26 protein-coding genes are annotated in these 25,403 nt (G+C 68.0%); 5 read left to right on the top strand and 21 right to left on the bottom strand.

All coding sequences use genetic code 11. The features are described 5' to 3' along the window. Positions 1-79: 79 nt before the first annotated feature. Together AMD30_RS06830 and AMD30_RS06825 are read left to right on the top strand one after the other, a co-directional pair. The gene (locus AMD30_RS06830; protein WP_055475146.1) at positions 80-1,138 is read left to right on the top strand and encodes a ferredoxin--NADP reductase; all 1,059 of its coding nucleotides are present in this window, start codon (positions 80-82) and stop codon (positions 1,136-1,138) included. A 112-nt stretch (positions 1,139-1,250) separates the two neighbouring features. Then, entirely contained in the window at positions 1,251-1,580 is a 330-nt protein-coding gene (locus tag AMD30_RS06825) for a DoxX family protein (RefSeq protein ID WP_425307023.1), read from the top strand. A gap of 415 nt (positions 1,581-1,995) precedes the next feature. Here AMD30_RS06825 and AMD30_RS06820 read toward each other — a convergent pair whose 3' ends face one another. The 11 genes from AMD30_RS06820 to AMD30_RS06770 all read right to left on the bottom strand — a co-directional run bounded on the left by AMD30_RS06820 (position 1,996) and on the right by AMD30_RS06770 (position 10,804). Next, positions 1,996-3,045: an IS110 family transposase gene (locus AMD30_RS06820; protein ID WP_055475145.1), complete on the bottom strand. Its 1,050-nt coding sequence runs from the start codon at positions 3,043-3,045 to the stop codon at positions 1,996-1,998. Between the two features lie 342 nt (positions 3,046-3,387). Then, a complete protein-coding gene (locus AMD30_RS06815) occupies positions 3,388-4,119 on the bottom strand; it encodes a DNA alkylation repair protein (RefSeq protein ID WP_055475144.1) in 732 nt (243 codons plus the stop codon). Between the two features lie 7 nt (positions 4,120-4,126). Next, positions 4,127-5,320: an NAD(P)/FAD-dependent oxidoreductase gene (locus tag AMD30_RS06810; RefSeq protein WP_010840492.1), complete on the bottom strand. Its 1,194-nt coding sequence runs from the start codon at positions 5,318-5,320 to the stop codon at positions 4,127-4,129. A gap of 83 nt (positions 5,321-5,403) precedes the next feature. Further along, positions 5,404-5,979: a hypothetical protein gene (locus AMD30_RS06805; protein ID WP_055475143.1), complete on the bottom strand. Its 576-nt coding sequence runs from the start codon at positions 5,977-5,979 to the stop codon at positions 5,404-5,406. Next, positions 5,976-6,614: a hypothetical protein gene (locus tag AMD30_RS06800; RefSeq protein WP_055475162.1), complete on the bottom strand. Its 639-nt coding sequence runs from the start codon at positions 6,612-6,614 to the stop codon at positions 5,976-5,978. The genes AMD30_RS06805 and AMD30_RS06800 overlap by 4 nt, the downstream gene beginning before the upstream one ends. 32 nt (positions 6,615-6,646) lie before the next feature. Beyond that, the gene (locus AMD30_RS06795; RefSeq protein ID WP_084817216.1) at positions 6,647-7,186 is read right to left on the bottom strand and encodes a hypothetical protein; all 540 of its coding nucleotides are present in this window, start codon (positions 7,184-7,186) and stop codon (positions 6,647-6,649) included. After that, positions 7,183-7,806 (bottom strand): hypothetical protein, encoded by a 624-nt coding sequence (locus AMD30_RS06790; protein WP_055475142.1) that lies wholly within the window; start codon positions 7,804-7,806, stop codon positions 7,183-7,185. Before AMD30_RS06790 ends, AMD30_RS06795 begins: the two co-directional genes overlap by 4 nt. Continuing rightward, the gene (locus AMD30_RS06785) at positions 7,803-8,732 is read right to left on the bottom strand and encodes an SDR family oxidoreductase (protein ID WP_055475141.1); all 930 of its coding nucleotides are present in this window, start codon (positions 8,730-8,732) and stop codon (positions 7,803-7,805) included. The genes AMD30_RS06790 and AMD30_RS06785 overlap by 4 nt, the downstream gene beginning before the upstream one ends. An 81-nt stretch (positions 8,733-8,813) precedes the next feature. After that, on the bottom strand, positions 8,814-9,446 hold the full coding sequence (locus tag AMD30_RS06780) for a TetR/AcrR family transcriptional regulator (protein ID WP_035716915.1): 633 nt from the start codon (positions 9,444-9,446) through the stop codon (positions 8,814-8,816). Further along, positions 9,443-9,676 (bottom strand): hypothetical protein, encoded by a 234-nt coding sequence (locus AMD30_RS06775; RefSeq protein WP_010840499.1) that lies wholly within the window; start codon positions 9,674-9,676, stop codon positions 9,443-9,445. Before AMD30_RS06775 ends, AMD30_RS06780 begins: the two co-directional genes overlap by 4 nt. Positions 9,677-9,775: 99 nt before the next feature. Continuing rightward, a complete protein-coding gene (locus tag AMD30_RS06770) occupies positions 9,776-10,804 on the bottom strand; it encodes an o-succinylbenzoate synthase (protein ID WP_055475140.1) in 1,029 nt (342 codons plus the stop codon). A gap of 82 nt (positions 10,805-10,886) precedes the next feature. Here AMD30_RS06770 and AMD30_RS06765 point away from each other — a divergent pair, with 82 nt between their 5' ends. Next, on the top strand, positions 10,887-11,825 hold the full coding sequence (locus AMD30_RS06765; protein WP_044507154.1) for an oxygenase MpaB family protein: 939 nt from the start codon (positions 10,887-10,889) through the stop codon (positions 11,823-11,825). A gap of 137 nt (positions 11,826-11,962) precedes the next feature. Here the strand turns inward: AMD30_RS06765 and AMD30_RS06760 are convergent, their stop codons facing one another. The 3 genes from AMD30_RS06760 to AMD30_RS06750 all read right to left on the bottom strand — a co-directional run bounded on the left by AMD30_RS06760 (position 11,963) and on the right by AMD30_RS06750 (position 14,805). Further along, on the bottom strand, positions 11,963-12,709 hold the full coding sequence (locus tag AMD30_RS06760; protein ID WP_055475160.1) for an alpha/beta fold hydrolase: 747 nt from the start codon (positions 12,707-12,709) through the stop codon (positions 11,963-11,965). A gap of 79 nt (positions 12,710-12,788) precedes the next feature. Next, the gene (locus tag AMD30_RS06755) at positions 12,789-13,700 is read right to left on the bottom strand and encodes an alpha/beta hydrolase (RefSeq protein ID WP_055475139.1); all 912 of its coding nucleotides are present in this window, start codon (positions 13,698-13,700) and stop codon (positions 12,789-12,791) included. A gap of 211 nt (positions 13,701-13,911) precedes the next feature. Continuing rightward, on the bottom strand, positions 13,912-14,805 hold the full coding sequence (locus AMD30_RS06750) for an SHOCT domain-containing protein (protein ID WP_231632656.1): 894 nt from the start codon (positions 14,803-14,805) through the stop codon (positions 13,912-13,914). A 232-nt stretch (positions 14,806-15,037) separates the two neighbouring features. Here AMD30_RS06750 and AMD30_RS06745 point away from each other — a divergent pair, with 232 nt between their 5' ends. Continuing rightward, positions 15,038-15,910, top strand: coding sequence for a CDP-diacylglycerol diphosphatase (locus tag AMD30_RS06745; RefSeq protein WP_055475138.1), 873 nt, complete (start codon positions 15,038-15,040; stop codon positions 15,908-15,910). A gap of 102 nt (positions 15,911-16,012) precedes the next feature. Here AMD30_RS06745 and tuf read toward each other — a convergent pair whose 3' ends face one another. From tuf to AMD30_RS06715, 6 genes are all read right to left on the bottom strand, one after another. Further along, the gene (gene tuf / locus AMD30_RS06740; protein WP_010840506.1) at positions 16,013-17,203 is read right to left on the bottom strand and encodes an elongation factor Tu; all 1,191 of its coding nucleotides are present in this window, start codon (positions 17,201-17,203) and stop codon (positions 16,013-16,015) included. A gap of 107 nt (positions 17,204-17,310) precedes the next feature. Then, positions 17,311-19,416, bottom strand: a complete 2,106-nt coding sequence (gene fusA, locus AMD30_RS06735) for an elongation factor G (protein WP_010840507.1) — start codon at positions 19,414-19,416, stop codon at positions 17,311-17,313. A gap of 91 nt (positions 19,417-19,507) precedes the next feature. Continuing rightward, positions 19,508-19,978, bottom strand: coding sequence for a 30S ribosomal protein S7 (gene rpsG / locus AMD30_RS06730; protein WP_004020595.1), 471 nt, complete (start codon positions 19,976-19,978; stop codon positions 19,508-19,510). A gap of 6 nt (positions 19,979-19,984) precedes the next feature. After that, entirely contained in the window at positions 19,985-20,356 is a 372-nt protein-coding gene (gene rpsL / locus AMD30_RS06725) for a 30S ribosomal protein S12 (protein WP_004020596.1), read from the bottom strand. A 453-nt stretch (positions 20,357-20,809) separates the two neighbouring features. Then, on the bottom strand, positions 20,810-21,580 hold the full coding sequence (locus tag AMD30_RS06720) for a hypothetical protein (protein ID WP_055475137.1): 771 nt from the start codon (positions 21,578-21,580) through the stop codon (positions 20,810-20,812). Beyond that, positions 21,577-22,452 carry an exodeoxyribonuclease III gene (locus tag AMD30_RS06715; protein WP_055475159.1) on the bottom strand — a complete coding sequence of 292 codons (876 nt, stop codon included), beginning with the start codon at positions 22,450-22,452 and terminating at the stop codon, positions 21,577-21,579. The genes AMD30_RS06720 and AMD30_RS06715 overlap by 4 nt, the downstream gene beginning before the upstream one ends. A gap of 327 nt (positions 22,453-22,779) precedes the next feature. On the opposite strand from AMD30_RS06715, the gene AMD30_RS06710 reads away from it, so the two are divergent. Beyond that, the gene (locus AMD30_RS06710) at positions 22,780-24,177 is read left to right on the top strand and encodes a helix-turn-helix domain-containing protein (RefSeq protein WP_231632655.1); all 1,398 of its coding nucleotides are present in this window, start codon (positions 22,780-22,782) and stop codon (positions 24,175-24,177) included. A gap of 9 nt (positions 24,178-24,186) precedes the next feature. Here AMD30_RS06710 and AMD30_RS06705 read toward each other — a convergent pair whose 3' ends face one another. Then, positions 24,187-25,305 (bottom strand): HPP family protein, encoded by a 1,119-nt coding sequence (locus AMD30_RS06705; RefSeq protein ID WP_010840511.1) that lies wholly within the window; start codon positions 25,303-25,305, stop codon positions 24,187-24,189. Positions 25,306-25,403: the final 98 nt, after the last annotated feature.

The raw sequence follows: 25,403 nt of genomic DNA, 5'->3' as shown, positions 1-25,403 counted from the left end.
AGACAGTTGCGCTAGGCTGAAGTAGAACGTGTTCTAATTTGGGCCGGGGTGCCGGTCCTCGACGGCGGAGACTGCGCACATGTCTGACCTGACCCCTCACGGTTCACGCAGCGTGATCCTCACGGTGTCCGAGGTGATCGACGAGACGGCCGAGGCCAAGTCCATCGCCTTCGAGGTGCCAGAGGCCTCCGCTAAGGCGTTCACCGACTACAAACCGGGGCAGTTCCTGACGCTCCGGATTCCGAGCGAGCAGACCGGATCGGTCGCGCGCTGCTTCTCGCTCGCATCGTCGCCGTTCACCGACCCGCAGCCGAAGGTGACCGTGAAGCGCACGGCCGACGGGTACGGATCGAATTGGGTGTGCGACCACCTCTCCCCCGGCACCCAGGTCGAGGTGCTGCCACCGTCCGGGGTGTTCACCCCCAGGTCCTACGACGATCCGCTCCTGCTCATCGCTGCCGGCAGCGGTGTGACACCGGTGATGTCGATCCTCAAGGCCGCCCTCGCGAAGGGTGATGCGCCGATCGTCTTCTTCTATGCCAATCGCGATGTCGCCGACGTCATCTTCGCCGCCGAGCTCCGCGAACTCCTCACCGCCCACCCCGGCCGGCTCACCGTCATCCACTGGCTCGAGTCACTGCAGGGCCTGCCGAGTGCCACCGCGCTGTCGACGGCCTTCGCCCCGTACGCGGCCTCGCACGTCGCCTACATGTGCGGGCCGGGGCCCTTCATGGATGCCGTGCACAAGGGCCTCGCCGACGCTGATTTCCCGCATCACAACGTGCACACCGAGGTCTACAACTCGCTGTCCGGCGATCCGTTCGCCGACGTCGAACTCGACGAGGTCAGCGACGAGGAGCAGGCGGCGGCCGCCACCGTCGAGGTGGAACTCGACGGTGAGACCCACACCCTGACCTGGCCGCGGTCACGCACTCTCATCGACATCATGCTGGCCGCCGGACTCGATGCGCCGTATTCCTGCCAGGAGGGCGAATGCGGTTCGTGTGCTTGCACTCTCACCGAGGGCAGCGTCGACATGGACAACGCGGGCGCGCTCGACCCCGAGGACATCGAGGACGGCTACATCCTGGGCTGCCAGGCGCATCCCACATCGGACACGCTGAAGATCGAATTCTGACAGAGTGGGTTGAGTTCGTGCAGTCGCAGGTCTACCGAAGGAGTACGACGACGTGAACACCCTCCGTGGTTCCCGGCTCGACCCCGTCCAGCTCGCACGTGGCCTCGCCGCCATGCTCATCAGCATCGGCGTGCTGCACTTCGTCGCGCCCAAGCCGTTCGACGAGATCATCCCCGAGGAGATCCCGGGCGACCCCCGGACACTGACCTACGCCTCCGGTGTCGCCGAGATCGGGCTGGGCGCAGCGCTTCTCGCGCCGAAGACCCGGCGTGCCGCGGGCGCGGCGTCGGTGCTGCTGTTCCTGGCCGTGTACCCCGCGAACATCAACATGGTCCGCCTCTGGTGGGACAAGCCGCTGCCCTACAAGATCGTGGCCCTCGCCCGGTTGCCCTTCCAGCTGCCGATGATCTGGGCTGCCGCGAAGGTCGCGCGCGAGGGCTGACCCTTCGAGGCTCGTCGACCTCGACGCGCTCCTTCGCACCTCAATATCTGCGGTCTGGCGGCCGTCGTGGACTACGAAAGAACACTCGTGAGCGTCCGAATTTCTTGCTCCCTGAGGTGCGAGCGAAGCGAGCCACGAAGGGCCGCGCAAGGCATCTCGCCGGGCCCTTCGTGGCTCGTCGACCTCGACGCGCTCCCTCGCACCTCAATATCTGCGGTCTGGCGGCCGTCGTGGACTACGAAAGAACACTCGTGAGCGTCCGAATTTCTTGCTCCCTGAGGTGCGAGCGAAGCGAGCCACGAAGGGCCGCGCAAGGCATCTCACCGGGCCCTTCGTGGCTCGTCGACCTCGACGCGCTCCTTCGTCGCTTGCTCGGCCCGGCGGCTATCGCTCCTCGCACCTCATAGCTCCTATGTCAAGCGGCGTCTTGTTGTGGGGTTGTGCGGTTGTGGTGGTCGAGGGTGAGGTTGTTGTAGACGACGCGGGCCAGACGTCGTTTGAGGCAGCGCATGGCTTCGCGTTTGGTTTTGCCTTCGTCGCGTTTGCGTTGGTAGTAGGTGTGGCCGAGGGACTCGGGCATGCGGGCTTGAGTCAAAGCGATGCGGTGCAGGGCGGCGTTGAGCTGTCTGTTCCCTGAGCGGGTCAGGCGGTGGCGGCCGGGGTTGGCTGACCACACCGGCACGGGTGCGACACCGGCGTTCCGGGCGAAATGCGCCTCGGTGCCGAAGCGGGTGATGCCGGCGGATTCGCCGAGTAGTTTCGCCGCGGTCAGTTCCGCGCAACCGGGCATCGCCAGCAGCGTCGGCACTGCGTCGCGCGCCAGGGTGGTGATCTCGCGGGTGACCTGTTTGATCTCGGCAGTCAACGCGATGATCGCGGCGACCTCGTTGCGGGCCAGTCGGGCATCGATCCCGGGGCGGTCGATCAGCCACGCCGCGAGGTTGTTCTGGTGTTTGTTCAGCGTCAACCCGCCGCGAGGAATGTGGTATTCGGGGTCGAGTTGATGCACCCGCCACAACACCCGGTTGGTCTTCGACGTGCGTTCCCGCACAAGGGTTTCCCGATAGTCCACCAGCGCCTTGGCCTCATAGGACACGTCATCGTGGGAGGCCACCGGCAGATCAGGTTCCCGGGCGGCGGCCCGCGCCACGGCCAACGCGTCGATGGGATCGGACTTACCGCGTTCACGCCCGGTGCGACGGTGTTCGGCCATCAACCGCGGGGTGACCCGCACGACCTTCTGGTGGGCGCCGAGTAGATCGCGTTCGAGGCGTGCGGACATATTGCGGCAGTCCTCGATAGCCCAGAGCAGTTCATGACCGAACCTATCGTGGGCCCAGCGCAGTGCCGTGAGATGACCGGCGGTCGTCGTAGCTACGACCGTGGATCCGAGTTTGCGGCCGACGTCATCGACGGCGACAAAAGTGTGGGAGCGCTTGTGAACATCAGCACCGATGACGATCATGGAGCTTGCCTTCCTGTCACAGGGTGGGCGGACAGTCGGGCCGGTCGGTGGACATACTTCAGTGGAGGGGCGCTGCCACGCTCCTATCAAGTCACGCCGGCCGGTCCGTCACACCAGATGTCGGCACGATGAGGCAACACCAACCCAGCGGGGGTGGCAGGGACCAGCAGAGCCAAACACCCGGTGGACGAAACCCAATCACCACTCACGTGGCCCCACAACCCTGACACTGAAGGGACCAGTGGGTATGTGACTCTTTCGGATTAGGGAGCGGAGGGCGAGGCATCGCACCCCAGGGAGCAGAAGGCTCTACGGCGCCAACGGATTCGAGCACGGAGCCGGTCAACGGAGGCCGCGATAGTGCTTGCGTTCTTCCGGAGTCCGGTGCTCGAGCGCGTACGTCAGGGCGGTACGGCCCATCCGTGCCGCATTGTCGTCCAGGTAGCCGAGCAGCACGGTCTCATCGACCCGCTTGCCGACCTCGCGCAGCATCCAGCCGAATGCCTTCTGGATCAGATCGCGACGGTCGTCGCGGACGAACGGTGCCACGGCGAGCAGTGCCGTCGCATCCCCGTGCTTGATGAACGCGAAGGTCGCGATGATCCCGACACGTCGTCGCCAGAGGTCGGGGTCCCGCGCGTGCTGCGTGACGAGGTCGAGTTCTCCGGTGCGCCTGCAGTATTCGCCGAGGACCGGATCGGCGGAGGAGTCGACGAGATCCCAGTTGTCGACCCGGCCTCGGCGCACGGCGTCGAGATAGAGGTCGACCCAGCCCCGCCCGTCGCCACCGCGACGCAGCTCGCTGTCGAACTCCTCGCGGAGGAGGAACAGCGCGATCAGACGGTGCTCGTGCACCGGTGAGTCGAGCAGCTCGACGACCTGATCCGGCGCGATACCGCGGAACGCCTTCGCGATCTTGCGTTGCACGGGTACCCGGATTCCGAGGAATTCGTCGCCTTCCCCGTATCCACCCGGTCGGGCTTGGAAGAACGCGGCCTGTCCGCGCGCGAGCTCTGGATCCGCCACCTCGGCCGCCGCGTCGCGTACCTGCGCGGCGGTGGGCGCGTGCGACATGAGAGGCCTAGAGCAGATCCGCCACGGGCGTCGGGGTCTGGAGTTTCGGCCGGGTCTTCATCACCGCGCCCACCTTGCCCGCGCCAACCACCCCGGTGAGGACACCGTCCCGGCTGTAGTACGCGACGAACTTCTTGCCGTCGTCGTCGACGACGTGGACGTCGTCATCGGCGCGCGGTGCGCCGAGCACCTGGATCTTGACGTCGAACTGGTCGCTCCAGAAGTACGCGACCGACGCGGTGACCGCGTCGCCCCCGGTGATCTGGTGGGCGATGACCGACGCCTGCTCGACCGTGTGATTCCAGTGTTCGACGCGGTGTGGAGTGCCGTCCTCGTCGAGCCAGTTGGCGACGTCGCCGAGTGCGTAGATGTTCTCGGCACTGGTGTGTCCGGTTGCGTCGCAGGCGATGCCACCCCCGACGTCGCGCGGGGCGAGCTCGATGCCGGAGCCGTCGAGGTATCCCGTCACCGGCGTCGAACCGATGCCGACGACCACGATGTCGGCGGGCAACGTGGTGCCGTCGGTGAGTTCGACGGCATGCACCCGGCCGTCGGAGACGACGATGTTCCCGACTCCGACGCCGGTCCGGAGATCGACGCCGTTAGCGACGTGCAGCCGCGACACCAGCGCGCCGATCTGTTCGCCCAGCGCCACGGCGAGCGGCGTCGGAGCCGGTTCGACGAGGCTCACGGCCACACCGCGCGCGGTGAGCCCGGCGGCCACCTCACATCCGATGAAACCGGCACCGATGACGACTGCGGTGCTCGCGGAATCGATCTCGTCGCGCAGCGCGACCGCGTCGTCGTAGGTGCGGAGCACGTGCACGCCCCGGACTTTCTCGGTGAGACCGGGAAACGGCCGCGGATCGAGGCCGGTGGCCAGCACCAGGGTGTCGTAGGCGACGGTGGCGCCCGAGGCCAGCGTGATCGTCTGATCTGCCGGTGACACCGCGGTCACCGCCTCACCCAGCCGCAGCGTGATGCCGGCTTCGTCATAGAACTCCGCGGGCTTGAGGTCGACGCGGTCGTCCTTGCCCAGCAGCACCGACTTCGACAGCGGCGGACGATCGTACGGCGGGTGGGCTTCGGCCCCCACGAGCGTGATCGGGTCCGTGAAACCGTTGTTCCGCAGGTTCTCCGCGACCCGGATTCCGCCCAGCCCGGCACCGACGACGACCACGCCCGCGCTCGATCCACTCATCTCTCGTCCCCTTTGTCGTCTCTCCCGGTCGACAGCCGTCTGCGCCCGGCGGTCGCGCGGACCGCCCGGGGACAACTCGTGTCTCAACGGGTCACATCGCCGACCGGTTGCAGGTCGGACAGCAGCCAATTCCCGTCGACCTTACGCATAAGTGCCCATCGCGCGGTAGGGGTCCGCGCCGGTTTCGCATCGGCGGGCAGCCTAAAGCCTGTAGATTGACCGGGCGCGGTCGCGATGATCTCGTTCACGAACACGAGCACCCGCGCCCGGTCGGGACCGCTCTCGTGCAGGCCGGCACCGACGACCTCACCCGCCACCGAGACCGCCGACGTACGGACACCCGGCACCACGACATCGGCTCCGCGGTTGCGGTACTCCAGGCGGAGCGGGTCGGTGAGCAACGCATCGGTCGCTCGACGCCGGTCTGCGGGGTCATCCGGCGAATAGGTGAGAACCGCACCGACCGCCGCCGCCGCGGCCGTCAGGATCTCGGCGCGTTGCTCCTCGGTCGGATCGGAGCCGGGACGCAGCGCGCCCGCGCCGGCGATCACCGCGACCGCGAGCAGCAGCACCGACGCGGCGGCCAGAAGCCGTATCCGGGTGCGCTCGCGTCTGGTCGGGAGTGGCGGTAGCAACTCGCGGTCTCCGGTGGCGGTCACGGACGCCTCGCCTGGGCGATCTTCCAGCCGTCTTCGGTGAGGGTCATCGTGACCAGCGCCGTGACCCGCTCGCCGGTGGTGTCGACCCCGGACCCGTCCCCCGACTCACCCAGGAGGGCCGGATTCGTCGCGTCGGCGACCACCAGCACGTCGACGTCGGCACCGATCTCGTCGGATGTCGGGTCCGTGACGAGTCCCGCCGACACCACCTGTCCGACACTCGAACCCGTCTGCCCGCCCACCTCCGCGACCAGGGCGTCGCGGGCTGCCTCGATCCGCTCCCGCTGGGCTCCGGTGCTCACCTCGGCGACAGCGGTCACGTAACCATCGGGATCGGCCGGGTCGGCGGTGAGCATGACGGTCACGGCGCCGCGTGCGGACGCGAGCACGTCGTTCGTCAGCTCCGTCACCTCGTGCTGCCCGCGGATCTGCCAGCTCAGCACGCCGGCCACCGCGACCAGGACCAGCACGGCGAGTGCCGCTGCGACGAGGGTCCGGCGCAGCAGGCGTGTCCGACGTATCGCACGCCACCGAAGGGCCGGGGCGGCGGCGATCCGGGCGGTGCGCGCCCGGCGCACCGCCGTGTCGACCCGCTCACGGGCGAGTTCGACTCTGGTGGCGCCGGTCTCGTTCATCGCCGCCACCCCCCGGCGGCCGTGGTGCGCGGTCATCCGATCACATCCGCGGCGGAGAGACGCCACGCGTCGCCCGAACGCACGAACCGGGCGAGGACCGAACGGCGCACCGTCGTCGCCGGCCGGTCGGCGGGGCGAACGGTCACCGCGACGCGTAACAACGCTTCCCCCTCCTGCGCGTCGGCCCCGACGATGCTGACGATCTCGGGTCGCCAGGTCACCGACGACGTCCCCTCGGGCGGCGGTCGATCGAGCTGGGCACCGTAGCTGTCCGTGAAGTCCTCGGCGACCAGGGCTCGCGCCCGGGCGCGGTCCTGCTGCCACCTTTCCGCGTCGACGGAGAAGACCTCCGAGACGATCGCACCGGCCTGCGTCCGAAGCTCGTCCCGGCTCTCCGCGACATCGGCGCCCGCTCGCTGCGAATCCCACAGCGCGAGCACGACGACGAGCGTCGTCGCCAGAACGACCGTCGCGATCACGATGCGGACAGCTGCGACGCGCGCGGAGACGGTCCGCGCCCTCGCCCGCCCCGGGTGTCCTCCGGCCGCCCCGGATGTCGTCGTCGATCTCATGGGAGGTACTGCACCGCCCCGAGTTTGAGGCTGCCGTCGTCCGGTGTGACAAGGACCCGCAACCGGAATCTGCGTGCCTGGTCGTCGGTCTCATCCGGTGGGCCGGGGCGCGCGAACACGACGGTGGCGGCGACGAGGACCGTGGCGGAGTCCCCGTCCCGGGCCGATATCCCGGTGCCGTCGACCGACGACTCCGCGACAGTGCCGTTGGCACGGACGAATTCGGTGTAGCTGTCCGCGGACTGGGCGAACTCGTCATAGAAGGCCCCCGTGGCACCGGCGAGGATCCGCTGGGCTCGCCGGTCATCGCGGCTGTCCGGCGCGATGAGCACTTCGACCCGTTCGGCTGCGGCCGACTGGAGTTCGGCGTCGGAGTAGCGCGCACGGTCTCGCGTCCACGCGGTCACCGCGACCGCGGCCAGCGCGAGGGCCACGACGAGCACGAGGACCGCGACGACCCACCGCCGCCGGGGAAGGCGACGCCGGAGTCCGGCGTCCACCTCGATCCTGTGCAATTCGTCCAGTGCCTCGCGCAGCTCGCGTCTGGCCGCCCGATCGGCAGCGATGTCGCGCTTTCCGGACGAGGCCGCCGGCCGACCTCTCGTGTCCGCCACCTTCACGACGACAGGGGCGTGCTCTCCTGGGGCTGCGTCAGGCTCGCGCCCACCGCCCTGGTGTCGACCTTCTCGCCGCGGATCCGGCTGGAGTATGCGGCGCGGGCCTGTTGGTCGGGGCTCAGGAAAATCGAGTCGAGCTTGGTCAGCTTGCGCGAGAGACGCTTCATCGCCTGCGGGAACAGCGGACTCGACTCGGCCCATCGCATCGACCGCGGCGCGTAGACCCGGGTGACCGGCCGCGCGATCGTCTGCACGACGATCGAGGCCACCTCGCCGGGCTCGACGGTCTGGATGAACTTGTTGGTCTGCAGGCCCGAGATCAGGGCGGTACGGGTGAATGTCGGGAGTACCGCGCTGACCGTGACGCCCTGCGGTTCGAGTTCGGCGCCGAGCGCCTCGGAGAACTCGATGACGGCCGCCTTGGCGCCGTTGTAGATCGTGAGACCGGGGGTCGGGATGCGTCCGGCCGTCGATGCGATGTTCACGATGTGACCGGTGCGGCGCGGCGCCATCCGGCGGGCCGCCTCCTGGCAGCCGATGATCACGCCGAGCACGTCGATCTCGTAGGTGCGGCGGATGATCGTGTCGTCGTAGGACAGGAACGGGCCGACCGGCATGATCCCCGCGTTGTTCACGAGCACGTCGATCGGTCCCAGCCGCGCCTCGACCTCGGTCAGGAAGGCGTCGAAGGACTCGCGCTTGGTCACGTCCACCTCGATGCCCTCGATGCCGAGGTCGGCGGCGGCCTTGCCCACGGCTTCCGAATCCACATCGCCGATGGCCACCTTGGCGCCCGCGTCGAACAGCTGGGTCGCGGTCTCGAATCCGATGCCGCGTGCGCCACCGGTGACGACCACGACCTTGTCCCGTAACGCGGCGCGGATGGCGTCGTGATCGGGTGTTCGGGACAGCCTGTCGCGCAGACTCATTGGATCTCCTTCGGTGGGTGCGGACTTCGAACAGCGGGCGCGGGGTGCGACGGACCGGGCCCGTTCATCCCCGGCCGGGGTTCACCAGATCATCGGCGCCAGGAACTTCGACGCGAAGTCCCGAACGCGCTGCGGCTCGTTACGGGCGGGGTCCGAGGGCGGCGTCTCCAGGAGCGAGATCACCAGCCGCACATGGATCTCCACTGCTTCCAGCAGATCTTCGACGGGCATCTGCGCGCCCTCGTCGCGGAGTGTGGCGGCAACCCGGTCGGTGACCATGTCGATGAACAACGACGTCATCTTCGCGGTGACGCTCTTGATCTCGGAGTCGGTGAGGACGATGCGGCTGAGCAACGGGTCGGAGTTGACCCATTCGGCGCCGACGGCGAATGCCTCCACCAGCGCGGCCTTCGGGCCGAGGCCCTTCACCGAGGCCTCGAGCTTCTGCATGCCGGTCTCGTAGGCGTCGTTCGCCACCGCGTAGAGCAGCGCGTCCTTGTTGGGGAAGCGACGGTACAACGTACTGCGGCTCACCCCCGCGCGTGCGGCGACCTCGTCGATGTTGGCGCGTCGGACGCCGACCTCGGCGAACTCGGCCCCGGCAGCGGCGAGGATCGCCGCTTCCTGGTCGGCCGGGCTGGCGGTGTTGCGGACCTTCCGTGTCGACGTCCTGGCCCTGCTGTCGGTCTTCGTTCCGGTGTCTGCCACGGTCATCGCCGCCACACCGTGACAGGGAGCTCGTCCTCCGCGGGTACCGGCCACTGGTTGCCGCCCAGCCTGCGCTGCGTGATCGTCGTGATCTCCATCTGGTCAAAATACAACCCGGGGCTTGCGTGCACGCGGTCGCCGAGAGCGCCGCCCGCAGCCATCGCCACGACTCGGTCCGAGCAGGAGGTACCGGGCAGACCCATCCCCGCCGGCGCAGCCGCCAGATCCGAAGCCATGCTCATCCCTCTCCCGCTCGAGCTGTCCGTGAAGCGTCGGCCACACTGTGACCCACATCGCATCCTAGACCATGATGAGACAGATCGGAAAAAGCGTTCCTATCGAGCGGTGTGGGCGTCGACGTTCCAGCGCGCCGCGAGCAGCCGATGGCACCGCCGCACACGCTCCCGCCACCAGTGCTGCCGATCCGGCCCGACGGCGAGCTCGGCCGTCTCCACCGAGGCGCCGGGGCCGAACCATCGAACTCCGACCGTGCCGTCGACCATCAGGAACGACGCCGCGACATCCGCGGTGAGCAGCGATCCGGTTCCCAGTCCGCACGCGAGTTCCAGGCGCGGCAGGGCAGCAGCGGCGGCGACGCCCGCGGCCATCCCGACCGCGCTGTCGAGGGCGCTCGAGACCACGATCTCGAGTCCGAGGTCGTCGGCGAGGTCGAGGGTCGCCCGCATCCCGCCGAGCGGAGCCACCTTGACCACGGCGACGTCCGCGGCGTCGGCGGCCACCACTCGATACGGATCCTCGGCTTTTCTGATCGATTCGTCGGCGGCGATCGGCACCGACACCGCTCGACGCACCGCAGCCAGTTCCTCGACTGTGCGACAAGGCTGTTCGGCGTACTCGACGTCTCCGATGGCACGCAACGCGGCGACGGCCTCGTCGACGGTCCAGCCCCCGTTCGCATCGACGCGGACCCGGTCGATGACCGCTCGCGTCGCCGCGACCCGCGCGACGTCGTCGTCGAGCGTCTGACCGGGTTCGGCGACCTTGACCTTGGCGGTTCCCGCGCCGGGGTAACGCTCCAGCAGAGTGGCGACCTCGTCGGCGGGGATCGCGGGCACGGTCGCATTGACCGGGACGGTCTCGCGAACGGCGCCAGGGGGCCCGACCCAGGCGGCTTCGAGGCCGGCCCGCAACCACGACGACGCCTCCTTGTCGTCGTATTCGACGAACGGCCCGAACTCACCCCATCCCGCCGGCCCGGCGAAGATCATCGTCTCCCGGGCGGTCAGTCCGCGGAACCTCGTGCGCATCGGCAGCCGTACCGCGACCGCGGAGGCGAGGACGTCCTCGACGTCGGGAAGCGCCCACTCCTGCCGTCCGGTCTCCCGTTGTCGGCCGCGCGTCATCGGACCTCCCTCTCGCATGCGGATCACCCGCGTCGTTGAAACAACCTTCCAAGTTTGTTCCAAGTGCGATATTCTCGCCGCCATGTCAGTCAACCAGGGATTCGACGCCGGCATCCGCGAGGCGGAACCGATGATCGTCGACGACACTCCGGACACCGCGGGCGAGATCGCCTCGCCGCGCCTCGGTGCCGACTCGCTCGTGTGGAAGTTCTACGGCGACAACCGGGGCCTGCTCGGCTTCCAGCGCCTGGCCGGCACGGAGAACTGCATCGAGCAGCTCGGCCAGGCCGTGCTCGACCATTCGGTCATCTTCAGCGACTTCCTCGGTCGGGCCAAGCGCACCGGGCCCCCGGTCATGCGGACCGTCTACAGCACCGAGCCGGAGAAGTGGGGACGCACGGTGCGCGACTTCCACAAGGACATCAAGGGCACCATCAGCGATGGATCGCGCTACCACGCACTCAATCCGGAACTGTTCTACTGGGCGCACGCGACCTTCGTCGACCAGGTCCTCTACATCACCGACACCTTCATCCGGCGCCTGTCCTACGCCGAGAAGGTCCAGATCTTCGAGGAGAGCAAGACCTGGTACCAGCTCTACGGGGTCAGCGACCGCGGGCAGCCGCAGACCTACGAGGAGTTCGTCCAGTACTGGGACGACATGCTCGACCGCTTCGTGCCGCACAAGACGATCGTCTACGCCACCGGTTACATCCGGCAGGGGCTCCCCCGGCCCAAGAAGATTCCCGCACCCGTGTGGAAGATCGTGTCGCTTCCGTTGAACGCCTTCATCCGAACGGTCGTCGTCGGGACGCTGCCCCCACAGATGCGCGCGGTCTGCGATCTGGAGTGGAACGAGCGACGCGAGAAGAACTTCCAGCGTTTCGCCGCCCTCATGCGGGCCGCCAATCCACTGATCAACAAATTGCCGCTCAAGTACCTCTACGTCCCGTGGGCCTACGACGCCTGGCGCAAGGTCGGGATCGACCCGAGGCCGCTGCACAACAAGCCCGCGCGATAACCCTTCGAGACGACCCTCCGCAAGCTCCGGGCCTCCTCAGGGAGCAGGGCGCCTCCGGCACCCCGGGACCACACCGCGAGCAGGGGGCCTCACCTCTCCCGCTCCCTGAGGAGCGAGCTTGCGAGCGTCTCGAAGGGTCAGTGCCCGAGAAATCCGTCGACGTGTGCGACGAACTCCGCGGCGCGATCACGGTGGACGCTGTGACCCGCCTCGATGGTGACGAACCGCGAGTCCGGCAGGGCCTCGCTGAGGGTCTGCAGGTGGCGCGGGGGCAGGAAACTCTTCTCGCCACCGGAGATGACCAGGGCGGCGGCCTGCACATCCGGCAGTTCCGACCACCAGTGCGGTGCACAGACATCGAATTCGGCGACGATCTGGTCGCCCATCCGTCCATCGAATCGGATCACCGGAAAGGGATTGCGCGCCAACGCGATCAGTCCACGAACCTGCTCACCCAGCGTCGCCCGCATCGCGATGCCCTCGGACAGGTCGGCCTCGTCACGGGGCATCGGCGGCACCTCCTCGAGTACCAGACGCCGGATCCGGGACGGCTCGAGCATGGCGAAACGTAGCGCGGTGTGGGCCCCGAGAGAGTGGCCGACCACGTCGGCGACCGCGATGCCGAGGGTGTCGAGGACGTAGGCCAGATCGTCGCGGAAGTCGTCGAGCCGATAGACATCTCGGGCCCGCCCGCTGCGTCCGTGTCCGCGGAGGTCGACGCTGATCACCGCGCGCCCGCGGGCGCGGAGAGCCGCCGCGAGGCGACGCCAGGTCGAATGATCCGACGCCATGCCGTGCACGAGGACGACGGGCACGCCACGGTCGGCTTCGCCCGCGACCCGGACCGCCAGGTCGGGGCCGCCGCTTCGACGCAGAACACGCATGACCGTCAGCTTACGAGCGTCGGCGGTGCGGCCGCCGTCACAGTCCACACCAGCGCGTGGGTCCCGGACGGACCGGTTCTCATCGGTCGCGGAACCAGCCGCTGTTCGTGGCACGCCACACCATGTCCTCCCAGTACCCCCAGGTATGGGTCCCCACCGACGGGAAGTCCGTCGTGACCGGGATGCCCTGCAGCGCGGCGGCGACCTCGAACGACCGGGTCTGCGCCAGCGACACGACCTCCAGGGGGGTGCCCTTGACCGAGGCGACGGCGTCGGCGTTGTGCGGACCCCACGTCGCCGATCCCGAGCCGATGCGGATCTTCATCCCGCGCATCCGGGGCAGTTGGACGAGGGCGTCGTTACGGGCCCACCGGTCACTCCACGGCGGCCCCCACATGGCGTCGGCGCTGAACGGGCCGACGCCCGCGCCGATCCCGGCGTCGATCAACGCGAGTCGCACGGCCTCCCGCATGGTGGGTGCGGACAGGTTCAGGTACCCGGACATCGAGAACACGTGCGATATGCGCTTGCGGTGATATGCCCCGTAGACCATCGCGGCGTTGCCGCCCATGGAGATACCCATCATCGCGTACTTGCCTGCCGCGCCGACGGCGAGACCGCGTGCGTCGAGTTCGCGCACGATCGTGTTCAGCCGGCACGTCCATCGATACCGATAATCGATCTTGTTGGCCGGACTGGCCGCTTCCCAGTCGGTGTAGAAGCTCGCGAGCCCTCCGACGGGCTGGACCACGTTGACGCCGACGTCGGCGATGCGCTGGATACGGGTGTCTCGTCGCCACCCGCTGATGTCGCCGGTCGCACGGAGACCGTCGAGCGCGATCACGGTCTTGTAGTTGCCCCAGCGGGTCCAGGTGTCCACCGGGGTGGTCGGCATGCCGCAGCCGGTCACGTGGAACCTGCTGAACGTCGCAGAGGCGGATGCATTGCCCGATCCGAAGGTGATCACACCGACCACGGCAAGAAGCGTCAAGGAGAGAGCCAGGGCTCGTCGTCGACGGGCGAGACGGCGAGGCCGTAGTGAGAACTGCACTGACGAACAGTAATTCGACGGCGATTCGCGATGCCACAGCTGTGACCAGAGGGCATCGACATCGATACCGGCCGGTGACCACAGTGGCTATAGTGATCAAAGTTGCTGATGTGACAGACGGTTCACCACGCCACAGAAGGTGGGCTGACCATCAGAGATCGTCGACGATGCGCTGTCGCGCCCGCGCGTACTCCTCCTCGGTGATCGTTCCGGCACGGCGCAGTTCGTCGAGCGAGGCAAGCCGCTCCGCCGGCGATCTACCGGAGTCGGCCACCCCGCCCACCCCGGCGCCGGGCTTGGTGAAGAACGGCGAGTCCGTCCGGGACGGCGTCGCCGAGTCCGTCCGGACGCCGGCCCAGCCACGGACGACGTCCATGACCTCCGCGCGCGCCGCGGGATTCGAACGCAGATCGATGACGCCGCTCCCCGCCACTCCGTGTCGCCCGAGGATCTGCAGGATCTCGCCCAGCGGCTCCGCCTGACCGGTGAGATCGTAGGTACGACCGTCTTCTTCCGAGGTGAACCTGGCGGGCACCGTCCCGGCGAGCAAGGCCGTTGCCTGCCAATCGATCTCGAAGTCCTGGGTGTCGGGGTCGACCATCACCGCCAGCCGCCGGGCAGACAGCAACGGCTGCTGGTAGTACGGGACTACCTTCCGGGTCGACACCTCGAAGGGCACCAGCCCGTCTGCCCGGATCCGCAACCCCAGCTTCATCATCGGCTGGTCGTTGATCTCGACACCCGTCTGACCGATGGAGGTGATCTCGGCGATGCCGAATACCCCCGCGGCACGCAGCCGTTCGAGCTTGGCGCCTCCGCGGTAGTTGAACCACGCGATTCCCACGCCGAGAAGGACATCGAGAACGGTGACGCCGATCCCGGTCCACAGCATCCACTCGGTGTCGGGCGCATCGATCACGAAGTAGGCGACGAGGAAGATCGGCCCGACGATCCCGCACAGCATGACAAAGGCGAAAGTGCCCACGGCACTCCACACATGGGCAGGAACACGAGGTCCGGTCCCCGACTCTCCGAACATGGTCATGCGCGAACTCTAATTCGCGGACCTCCCGCGGGGAAGCCTGAAGTCCACCGCGTCCCGCCATGGAACGACACGTTCACACATCATTCGGAATCCGCGCCGGAATCGCGTGTTTCGCGGCCTTTCGCTCGAGCAGAAGGTGCCTGATCTGCACGTTCTCGCCCAACCCGGGCGAGTCGGGTGGCACACTCTGCGCTCAGATGAGCACGCCGAGCTCACAATCGAGAGGTTCCCCATGCACGACACCCACTCGCATCGGTTCACCCGGCTCCTCACGACCTTGGCCGTCAGCACGGCCGTCGTCGCGAGTACGGCCCTGAGTGGAGGCGGGGTCGGCTCGGCCGCACCACCGACGCCCACCCAGAAACTCTGCGGCCAAGCCGGCGACAATCCGAAAACCGACAACCGACTCTGGCTGTGGGGGCAGGTGAAGAACACGACACCCAAGAAACTCGGCAGCAACCTCGAAGTCGTCCAACCCGCGGCACAGGTACAACCGAATCCGAAGAAGCCGAAGTACTACGCGGTTCGCCACGGCGGCGACAGCAAAGGGGTCAACGACGACTTCCTGGTCGTGCCCACCAACCGCGTACGCGGCATCGAATGCCCCTACCTGTGGGACGGCTCGCAGCTGAATCTGTGGAGCGCCGCGTGGTGGCAGGGCGGCAAGCGCGTCGCCAAGGATCCGGCCAAACCCCTTGCCATCGGGGTGAACTCGGTCGAGAAGCGGGGCCAGGACCAACTCCATCTCCACATGGCCCAGGTGTACCCCGGCACACTGCGCGATCTAAGAGCCATCCCGCAGCCCGAGACGAACCTGTACGCATGGACGAAGACCGACGTCATCCTGAACGTCGATCCCGCGAAGACCCCTAATTCGAAGCGACACTTCCATGTCGTGAAGTACACCGGTGGACTCCCCGACCTGTTCAAGGTCCTGCACGGTCAGATGACGGCCTCGCAGGACATCGGAAAGTACTCGATCGCAGTCGTCGACGCCGGCCAGCCCAATACCTATTTCGTACTCGCCAGCACACCGACTCTCGGCGGAGGAACCGCCACAGGTACCGGGTCGATGGACGAGATCTACGCCTGGGTCCACAAGTAGGAGCCGACCCCCCGTCGGAATGGGCCGACGACAAAGGCGCCCGGCCACTGTCGTGACCGGGCGCCTTTTGTCGACTCAGAGAGTCAGTGCGTCAGGACAAGATCACTTGGTGATCTTGGTGACTCGACCCGCACCGACGGTGCGGCCACCCTCGCGGATGGCGAAACGCAGGCCCTCGTCCATGGCGACCGGCTGGATGAGCTTGACGCTCATCTCGGTGTTGTCGCCCGGCATGACCATCTCGGTGCCCTCGGGGAGGGTCACGACGCCGGTCACGTCCGTGGTGCGGAAGTAGAACTGCGGACGGTAGTTGTTGAAGAACGGGGTGTGACGGCCGCCCTCGTCCTTGGACAGGATGTAAGCCTGGCCCTCGAACTCGGTGTGCGGGGTCGTGGTGCCCGGCTTCACGATGACCTGACCGCGCTCGACGTCCTCACGCTTGAGGCCGCGGAGCAGCAGACCGGCGTTGTCGCCTGCCTGTGCCGAATCGAGGAGCTTGTGGAACATCTCGATACCGGTGACGGTGGTCTTGGTGCTCTTCTCGCGGATGCCGACGATCTCGACTTCCTCGTTCACGTTGACCTCGCCGCGCTCCACACGACCGGTGACAACGGTGCCACGGCCGGTGATGGTGAAGACGTCCTCGACGGGCATGAGGAACGGCTTCTCGGTCTCGCGGACCGGGTCCGGGATCGACTCGTCGACGGCAGCCATGAGTTCTTCGACCGACTTGGTCCACTCGGGGTCACCCTCGAGGGCCTTGAGAGCCGAGACCTTGACGACCGGGGCTTCCTCGTCGAACTCCTGGGCGGCCAGCAGTTCGCGGACCTCCATCTCGACGAGCTCGATGATCTCCTCGTCGTCGACCATGTCGGCCTTGTTCAGGGCGACCAGGATGTAGGGCACACCGACCTGGCGGGCCAGCAGCACGTGCTCGCGGGTCTGCGGCATCGGGCCGTCGGTGGCGGCGACCACGAGGATCGCGCCGTCCATCTGGGCAGCACCGGTGATCATGTTCTTGATGTAGTCGGCGTGACCGGGGGCGTCGACGTGGGCGTAGTGACGCTTCTCGGTCTCGTACTCGACGTGCGAGATGTTGATCGTGATACCGCGAGCTTTTTCCTCGGGAGCCTTGTCGATCTGATCGAACGCGAAGCTCTTGTTGAGGTCCGGGTACTTGTCGTGCAGCACCTTGGTGATGGCCGCGGTCAGCGTGGTCTTGCCGTGGTCGACGTGACCGATGGTGCCGATGTTCACGTGCGGCTTGGTCCGCTCGAACTTCGCCTTCGCCACTTGATTGTCCTCCTGGACTGTTGTTGCTCTACTGGGCGGATCCCAGCAGGGGTTTTCTTCTTACGTTGGTGCGCAGAACGGGTCGGCGCATGTCGCTAGGACCGGATTTACTCGCCGGTGGCCTTCGCGATGATTTCCTTCGACACGTTCGCGGGAACCTCCGCGTACGAATCGAACACCATGGAGTAGTTTGCCCGGCCCTGGGTCTTCGACCGGAGGTCTCCGATGTAGCCGAACATCTCCGACAGCGGCACCTGTGCCTTGACGACACGCGCACCACTGCGCTCCTCCATGGCCTGGATCTGGCCACGGCGGGAGTTCAGGTCGCCGATCACGTCACCCATGTAGTCCTCGGGTGTCGTGACCTCGACGGCCATGATGGGCTCGAGGATGACCGGACTGGCCATCCGCGCAGCTTCCTTCAGGGCCTGCGAGCCGGCGATCTTGAACGCCATCTCCGAGGAGTCGACGTCGTGGTACTGACCGTCGAGCAGGGTGACCTTCAGGTTGACCAGCGGGTAACCGGCGAGGACACCGTACTGCATGGCGTCCTGGGCGCCGGCGTCCACCGACGGGATGTACTCGCGCGGGACGCGACCACCGGTGACGGCGTTGGCGAACTCGTAGGTCGCACCGTCCTCGGCGTCCACGAGGGGCTCGAGCTTGATGATGACCTTCGCGAACTGGCCCGACCCACCGGTCTGCTTCTTGTGGGTGAACTCGTGCTTCTCGACCGTCTTGCGGATGGTCTCGCGGTAGGCGACCTGCGGCTTGCCGACGTTGGCCTCGACCTTGAACTCGCGCTTCATGCGGTCGACCAGGATGTCGAGGTGGAGCTCGCCCATACCGCCGATGACGGTCTGGCCGGTCTCCTCGTCGAGCTTCACCGAGAAGGTGGGGTCCTCTTCGGCGAGCTTCTGGATCGCGGTGCCCAGCTTCTCCTGGTCGGACTTGGTCTTCGGCTCGATCGAGACGTTGATGACCGGGTCCGGGAAGCTCATGGACTCGAGCACGATCGGCGCGGCCGAATCGCACAGGGTGTCACCGGTGGTGGTGTCCTTGAGTCCGATCATCGCGTAGATGTGACCCGCGGTGGCGTCCTCGACCGGCATCTCCTTGTTGGCGTGCATCTGGAAGAGCTTGCCGATGCGCTCTTTCTTGCCCTTGGTCGCGTTGAGCACCTGGGTGCCCGCCGTGATGTGGCCCGAGTAGACACGCACGAAGGTGAGCTTGCCGAAGAACGGGTGAGCCGCGATCTTGAACGCGAGAGCCGAGAACGGCTCGTCCGCGGACGGCTTGCGCGAGAGGATCTCCTCCTCGTCGCCCACGGCGTGACCCTCGACCGACGGCACGTCCAGCGGGGACGGCAGGTAGTCGATGATCGCGTCGAGCATGGGCTGGACGCCCTTGTTCTTGAACGCCGAACCACAGATCACCGGGTAGTACTCGCGGGCGATCGTGAGCTTGCGGATCGCGGCCTTGATCTCCGCGACGGTCAGCTCTTCGCCGCCGAAGTACTTCTCGAGCAGCGCCTCGTCGGTCTCGGCGACCGTCTCGAGGAGCTTCTCGCGGTACTCCGCAGCCTGGTCGGCCAGGTCCGCGGGGATCTCCTCGATGGTCGGCTCGGCGCCGATCTCGACGGTTCCGCGCCAGGTGATGGCCTTCTGCTCGATGAGGTCGACGACACCGTCGAAGTTGTCCTCGGCACCGATCGGCAGCTGGAGGACCAGCGGCTTGGCGCCGAGGCGCTCCTCGATGGTGCGCACGGTGAAGAAGAAGTCCGCACCGAGCTTGTCCATCTTGTTGACGAAGCAGATGCGCGGGACGTCGTACTTCTCCGCCTGACGCCAGACCTGCTCGGACTGCGGTTCGACGCCTTCCTTGCCGTCGAACACGGCGACCGCGCCGTCGAGCACGCGGAGGCTGCGCTCCACCTCGACGGTGAAGTCGACGTGGCCGGGGGTGTCGATGATGTTGATCTGGTTCTTGTTCCAGAAACACGTCACCGCCGCGGAGGTGATGGTGATCCCCCGCTCCTTCTCCTGCTCCATCCAGTCGGTGGTCGAGGCACCGTCGTGGGTTTCACCGATCTTGTAGTTCACACCGGTGTAGAAGAGGATTCGCTCGGTGGCGGTGGTCTTGCCGGCATCGATGTGGGCCATGATGCCGATGTTGCGCACCTTGTTCAGGTCGCTGAGCACTTCCTGTGCCACTTAATCGCCTCGCATTTTCGCTAGAGCTGTTGGGTCTGGGGGTGGGACCGTCCGCGGCGTCGGTGTTCTCCGACGCCGCGGACGGCGGGTGTCACCAGCGGTAGTGCGCGAACGCCCGGTTGGCCTCGGCCATCTTGTGGGTGTCCTCGCGGCGCTTCACCGAAGCACCGAGACCGTTGGACGCGTCCAGCAGCTCGTTGGCGAGACGCTCGACCATGGTCTTCTCACGACGCTGACGGCTGAAGCTGACGAGCCAGCGGAGCGCGAGGGTGTTGGCACGGTTCGGCTTGACCTCGATCGGCACCTGGTAGGTGGCACCACCGACGCGGCGGCTCTTCACCTCGAGGGTGGGCTTCACGTTGTCGAGGGCGCGCTTGAGGGTGACGACCGGATCGGTGCCGGTCTTGTCGCGAGCCTGCTCGAGTGCGCCGTAGACGATGCGCTCGGCGGTCGACTTCTTGCCGTCCAGCAGGATCTTGTTGACCAGCTGGGTCACCAGCGGCGAACCGTAGACGGGGTCGTTGATGAGGGGGCGCTTCGGCGCGGGTCCTTTACGTGGCATGACTTATCAGTTCCCCTTCTTTGCGCCGTAGCGGCTGCGAGCCTGCTTGCGGTCCTTGACACCCTGGGTGTCGAGCGAGCCGCGGATGATCTTGTAGCGCACACCCGGGAGGTCCTTCACACGACCGCCGCGGACGAGCACCATCGAGTGCTCCTGCAGGTTGTGGCCTTCGCCGGGGATGTACGCGGTGACCTCGACCGAGCTGGTCAGGCGCACACGGGCGACCTTGCGCAGCGCCGAGTTCGGCTTCTTGGGGGTGGTGGTGTAGACGCGGGTGCACACGCCACGACGCTGCGGGCTTCCCTTGAGGGCCGCGGTCTTGGTCTTGGCGGCCTTGTCATGACGGCCCTTGCGGACCAGCTGATTGATGGTTGGCACTAGGTGTTCGTTCCTCTTTGTCATCGGTTGTGGTTGGTGCTCCGGGCAAGCACGAAAACCGGCTCGCAGCCCGTTTTCGTGGCTTCCACAACTCGCCCCACCAGCACGTATGTGCTGGTCAGTACATTTTCGCTACCCCGAGGTCGGGCGTGTCATACACTCGACAGCGGATTCGCCTGTCAGTCCCTCTGCCGGCCGTACCCCGAGAAACTCGGCGGCTCGAGAGCCGTTGGGCAGGCATGCGGACTGGCCCAGCATGGGCCGGGCACCGACGATCCACTCTACCGATCGGGTTTACACAGGTCAAAAAACGGATCCTGCGCGCAACCAGCAGGTGAACGGGTTGTGTGCGATCGGCTCCGGGTGACGCTCGTGCACGGCGCACCCCTCTCACTTCATACACCTCGAAACCGCAGGCGTCGAGGGCGGAGAACGGCCGGGCGGGTGGCACGGTCATCGGCGTCGGCGGGGACTCCTGAGCTGCTCGATCTCGTGCAGGTACGGGCTGTTCGGATCGCGCGGACGCCGCGTGGGAGAGGACTGGCCGGCGAACCACCGGTCGACGACGGTCGCCTGCCGTTCCACGTCGCCCCGGCGCAGCGCGCGGTGGGTGGCGTCGGCGTCGTGCATGCCGTAGACGTCCTCGCCCAGTTCGTACCGGGCCTGGTCGGCCAGCGCGTCGGCGAGGAACTCCCCGGGCGAGGTCGCGGCCGTGATCTGCCAGGCGTGGACCAGCTCGTGGATCAGCAGCTGCGCCGGCGCCGGATATGCCCCGGTGCCGGTGCCCAGGGGCGCGTCGAACGCCGTTCCGAGGTTGCACAGGATGCGTCCGTCGACCGCGGGCAGGGTGAACGCGCGCCGACCGCGACCGGCCAGATCGGTGAGGACCACGTCGTCGAGCCAGCTCGCTGTCCCGAACACCTCCTCGGCGGTGCGGCGTTCGACCTCGGTCAGCCCGCGGTACCGCACGCGGCGTCGGACGACGGCCGCCGACACCAGGCCCGCGCCGAGCGCCGCGCCGATCCCGAGCGGGCCGAACCACATGGTCACCGCCAGCAGGTGAACCGAGACGAGGACACCGGCCGTGGCCGCCGGACCCCCGCCGAGTCGTCCGGCACCGCATCGTTTCGCGACGGACAGCACCGCGCCGAGCAATCGTCCGTAAGTCCTCGCGACCGCGACGACCAGACGACGGAGGCGAGGGTCGGCCGTCGAGCGGGTCACTCCGGCGTCTGCGGCAGTTTCACCTTCGCCGCACCGGGTTTCGCCGGGTTCGACGGCGGCGGGACCACCGGGCCGATGTCTCCGTCGGGGGCCTCGTCGAGGTCGACGATGACGGGCGCGTGGTCGCTGGGCTTGCTGCCCTTGCGCGCTTTCCGGTCGATCCAGGCGGCCGCCGCCCGATCGGCGGCCGATTCGCCGGCCAGGATCAGGTCGATGCGCATCCCGAGGTCCTTGTGGAACATCCCGGCGCGGTAATCCCAGTAGCTGAACACGCGGTCGTCGGGCCACCGGTCCCGGACCACGTCGCGCAGGCCCATCGATGCGAAGGTCGCCAGCGCGGCGCGTTCGGGCGGCGTCACATGGGTGTGTCCCACGTACGCGTCGGGATCGAACACGTCGGGGTCGGCGGGCGCGATGTTCATGTCGCCGCACAGGAGCGTCGTGGCGGGGTCGTCGACCGCGCGGGCAAGCGCCGCCAGCCATTCGAGTTTGTAGCCGTAATGGTCCGAGTCCGGCGAGCGGCCGTTGGGTACGTACAGCGAGTGGATGCGCAGTCCCCCGCACACCGCCGACACCGCCCGCGCCTCGAGGGTCGACGGGTCGGGGTATCCGGGCATGCCGTCGAACCCGATGCGGACGTCGTCGAGTCCGACCCGCGACAGCAGCGCCACCCCGTTCCACTGCCCCTGTCCGGCGTGCGCGATCTCGTATCCGCGTTCGGCGAGCTCGGTGCCCAGCGACTCGTGGAAGGCCGCGTCGGAGAGTTTGGTCTCCTGCAGGCACACCACGTCGGGTCGACGTTCGTCCAGCCACGGCAGCAGGCGCGGGATGCGCTGCTTCACCGAGTTCACATTCCAGGTCGCCACGCGCATGCGACCACGGTAGTACGCCCGGACCAGGCCCCCGAGACCGCGGAGCAGGGACCCGACCTTTCCTTCCACGGTGATGTATGTCACGTTGGTGGCATCGACACGCTGCACCGCACCTCCGATTCCGCGCCTCGACGAGCCGTCATCGAGCACTCGTGGCGCCGCTCGGCGCTGTCCGGGGTCCGACCCGGGGACCGGACCCCGACGCAGGTCCAGGACATCGCCGCCGCCGATCCGCTGCTCGACGCCGCGCGCCCGGTCCTCGACGATGCCGCCGCCCGACTCGCCGACACCGACGTCTCGCTGCTGCTCGTGGACCACGAGTGCCGGATGGTGACACGGGTGGCGTTCGGCACGATGGTGGAGCGCAGACTCGACGCGATCGGCGCGTCGCCGGGTGTGCCGTTCGGCGAGGACGTCGTCGGGACCACGGCCCTCGGCACCCCGGCGGAGACCCGGGGCGGGATCGTCGTCAACGGAGCCGAGCACTACCTCGAGCAGTTCAAGTCGATCAGTTGTTTCGGGCAGCCGATCATCCATCCGGCCACCCGCAGGCTCGCCGGGATCATCTGCATGTCCGAGATCGCCGACCGCATCAACCCGCTGGCGATCCCCGTGGTGAACGGGATCGTCGCCGACATCGCCGACCGTCTGCTCGACCGCTCGCGCGCCCACCAGCGGTGCGTCCTCGACGCGTTCCAGCGTGCCGCGCCACGGCGCGACCTGGCCGTCGCCGCCATCGGCGACGACCTCCAGCTCACGAATGCCCTTGCCGCCGAACTGCTCTCACCCACCGACATCGGCGCCCTGCGGATCGTCGCGACCGATCCCGCACTGCGGGCGACGGTGCTACCGCTGACGCTCGTGTCCGGCGCCGAGGTGGAGATCGCGGTCGAACCCGTGCCGGGCGCCTGCGGCGCAGCGCTGTTCCGGTTCCGGCCGGTCAGCGAGCCGCCCACGACGCGGTCCGCACCGCCGACCGCCCCGTCCCGCACGAGCGTCGCGATCACCGGTGAACCGGGCACCGGACGCAGCACCCACGCGGCCGCGCTCGCCGCGGAGGCCGATCGGTCGGCGGTGATGGTCGATGTGGCCGACGAACTCATCAGCGGACGGCGCCCCGACATCCCCGCGTATGTCGGACGTGCTCGATCGATGAACACTCCGCTGGTCATCGACGGCGTCGACCTGCTCGACGCACAGTCGGTCGCGCTGCTCGGCCGCGTGGCGGTGTCGAGTTCGCGGGAGTCGCCGCTGATCGTCGTCGGCGGGCCTCGAGACCAGGCGAGCCCGGGTGTGGCCGCCCTGCTGGCGCGGTGTGCGACGCGGGTCGACCTCGCGCCGCTGCGTCATCGGACCTCGGAGCTGGCGGCGATCGCGAGCAGCGCGCTGACCGGTATCGACCCGGAGCTCTCGCTGTCCGGATCGGCGACGGACGCGCTGCTGTGCGATGACTGGCCCGGCAACCTCACCGAGCTCAACTCCGTACTCCGGCAGGCCGCGGCGGCGTGCCGGGCCCGCGCGGCGCGTGTCGTCGAGTCGAGCGACCTGCCACCCGCGTATCGGACGACCAGCCGGGCCGCGCACCTGTCCGGCCGGGAGCAGGCCGAGCGCACGGCCATCGTCGAGGCACTCGACCGGGCCCGCGGCAACAAGGTGCACGCCGCGAAGGACCTCGGCATCAGCCGCACGACGCTGTACTCGCGGATGCGCGCGCTGGACATCTGAACCGGCCGGCTACTCCGGCACCGAGCTGGGCGGCAGCGGGTCCCGCAGCGTCCGCCGAGCGAGCGCCGCGATGAGGTCGGTCCTGGTGACGATGCCGACCAGGGTCCGGCCCTGCAGCACCGGAACCGCGTCGCATCCGCTCTCGGCGAGCAGCGGCAGCAGGGCGCCGACCGGCGTGCCCGGGGTCGCGACGGCCGGTTCCGGCGACATCACGTCCGCGGCGCGTAACTCGACCTCGTCGGGACGCATCAACCGGCGCACGAGATGGATCTGGAAGACAACCCCGGCGAACGTGCCCTCGTCCGAGATCACCGGAAGCGAGGTGAAGCCGTACTCGTCGAAGAGGGTCGCGACGTCCCGCAGCGGCGTCTCGGAGCCCACCGTCACCAGGTCGCGGGACATCACATCCGAGGCGGCGAGCGGACCCGCCCGATGCCCGGCGGCCTGGAGCTCTGCTGCCCCGATCAGGCGGGCGAGATCGGCGACGCCGAGGTTGAGCGACTGCTCGTAGCGATCGAGGAGACCGGTCAGTTCGTCTTCGTCGAGACCGAGCCGCGCCGCCGGCGGAGACGCGTCGTCGAACCGGCGATACGGATAACGCCGCCCGGTCAGCCGTGCGTATCCGGCGGCGAGGACGACCAGTAGGAGTGTGCCCGCGAGGACCGGCGCGAGGACGAACCGGAATCCCAGCGAGTGGATCGTCTCCGGACTGAGCGCGGCCGTCATCGCCACCGCGCCGGCGGGCGGATGCACCGCGTGGCACCCGATCATCAGGCCCACGGACAGGCCCACCGCCAGCGCCACCCGGAGGGCCGGCAGCGGGATGGTGAGGGTCGTCGCCACCCCCACGACGGCCGACACCACGTTGCCGACGGTCGCGGGCCACGGTTGTGCCAGCGGACTGTTCGGCGCGGCGAAGACGAGCACGGCGGTCGCCCCGAACGGCGCTATCAGGAAGAGCCCGAGTCGCAGGTCGACCCCCGACGCCGCGAGCACCAGGCCGACGAGTCCGAGCGCGACTCCGGCACCCGTCCCGGCCCGGACCGCCTCACGGACCGAGAGACCCCCGGCCACCGGGCCGAGGCCGCGCAGGGCGGCGCCGGCCCTGCCCGCTGGGCGCACGTTCACTCTGCTCCTCCGGGGATCCCCAACTCTGAATCTGACTGACTCGTCGGCGTCTCACCGTAGCCATGCGGGCGCGCCCGGCCGCCGCGGCCCCTGTACAG

The sequence above is a fragment of the Gordonia sp. HS-NH1 genome, from assembly GCF_001418765.1.
Taxonomy (GTDB): Bacteria; Actinomycetota; Actinomycetes; order Mycobacteriales; family Mycobacteriaceae; genus Gordonia.
This window is presented reverse-complemented; position numbering and strand designations above follow the sequence as displayed.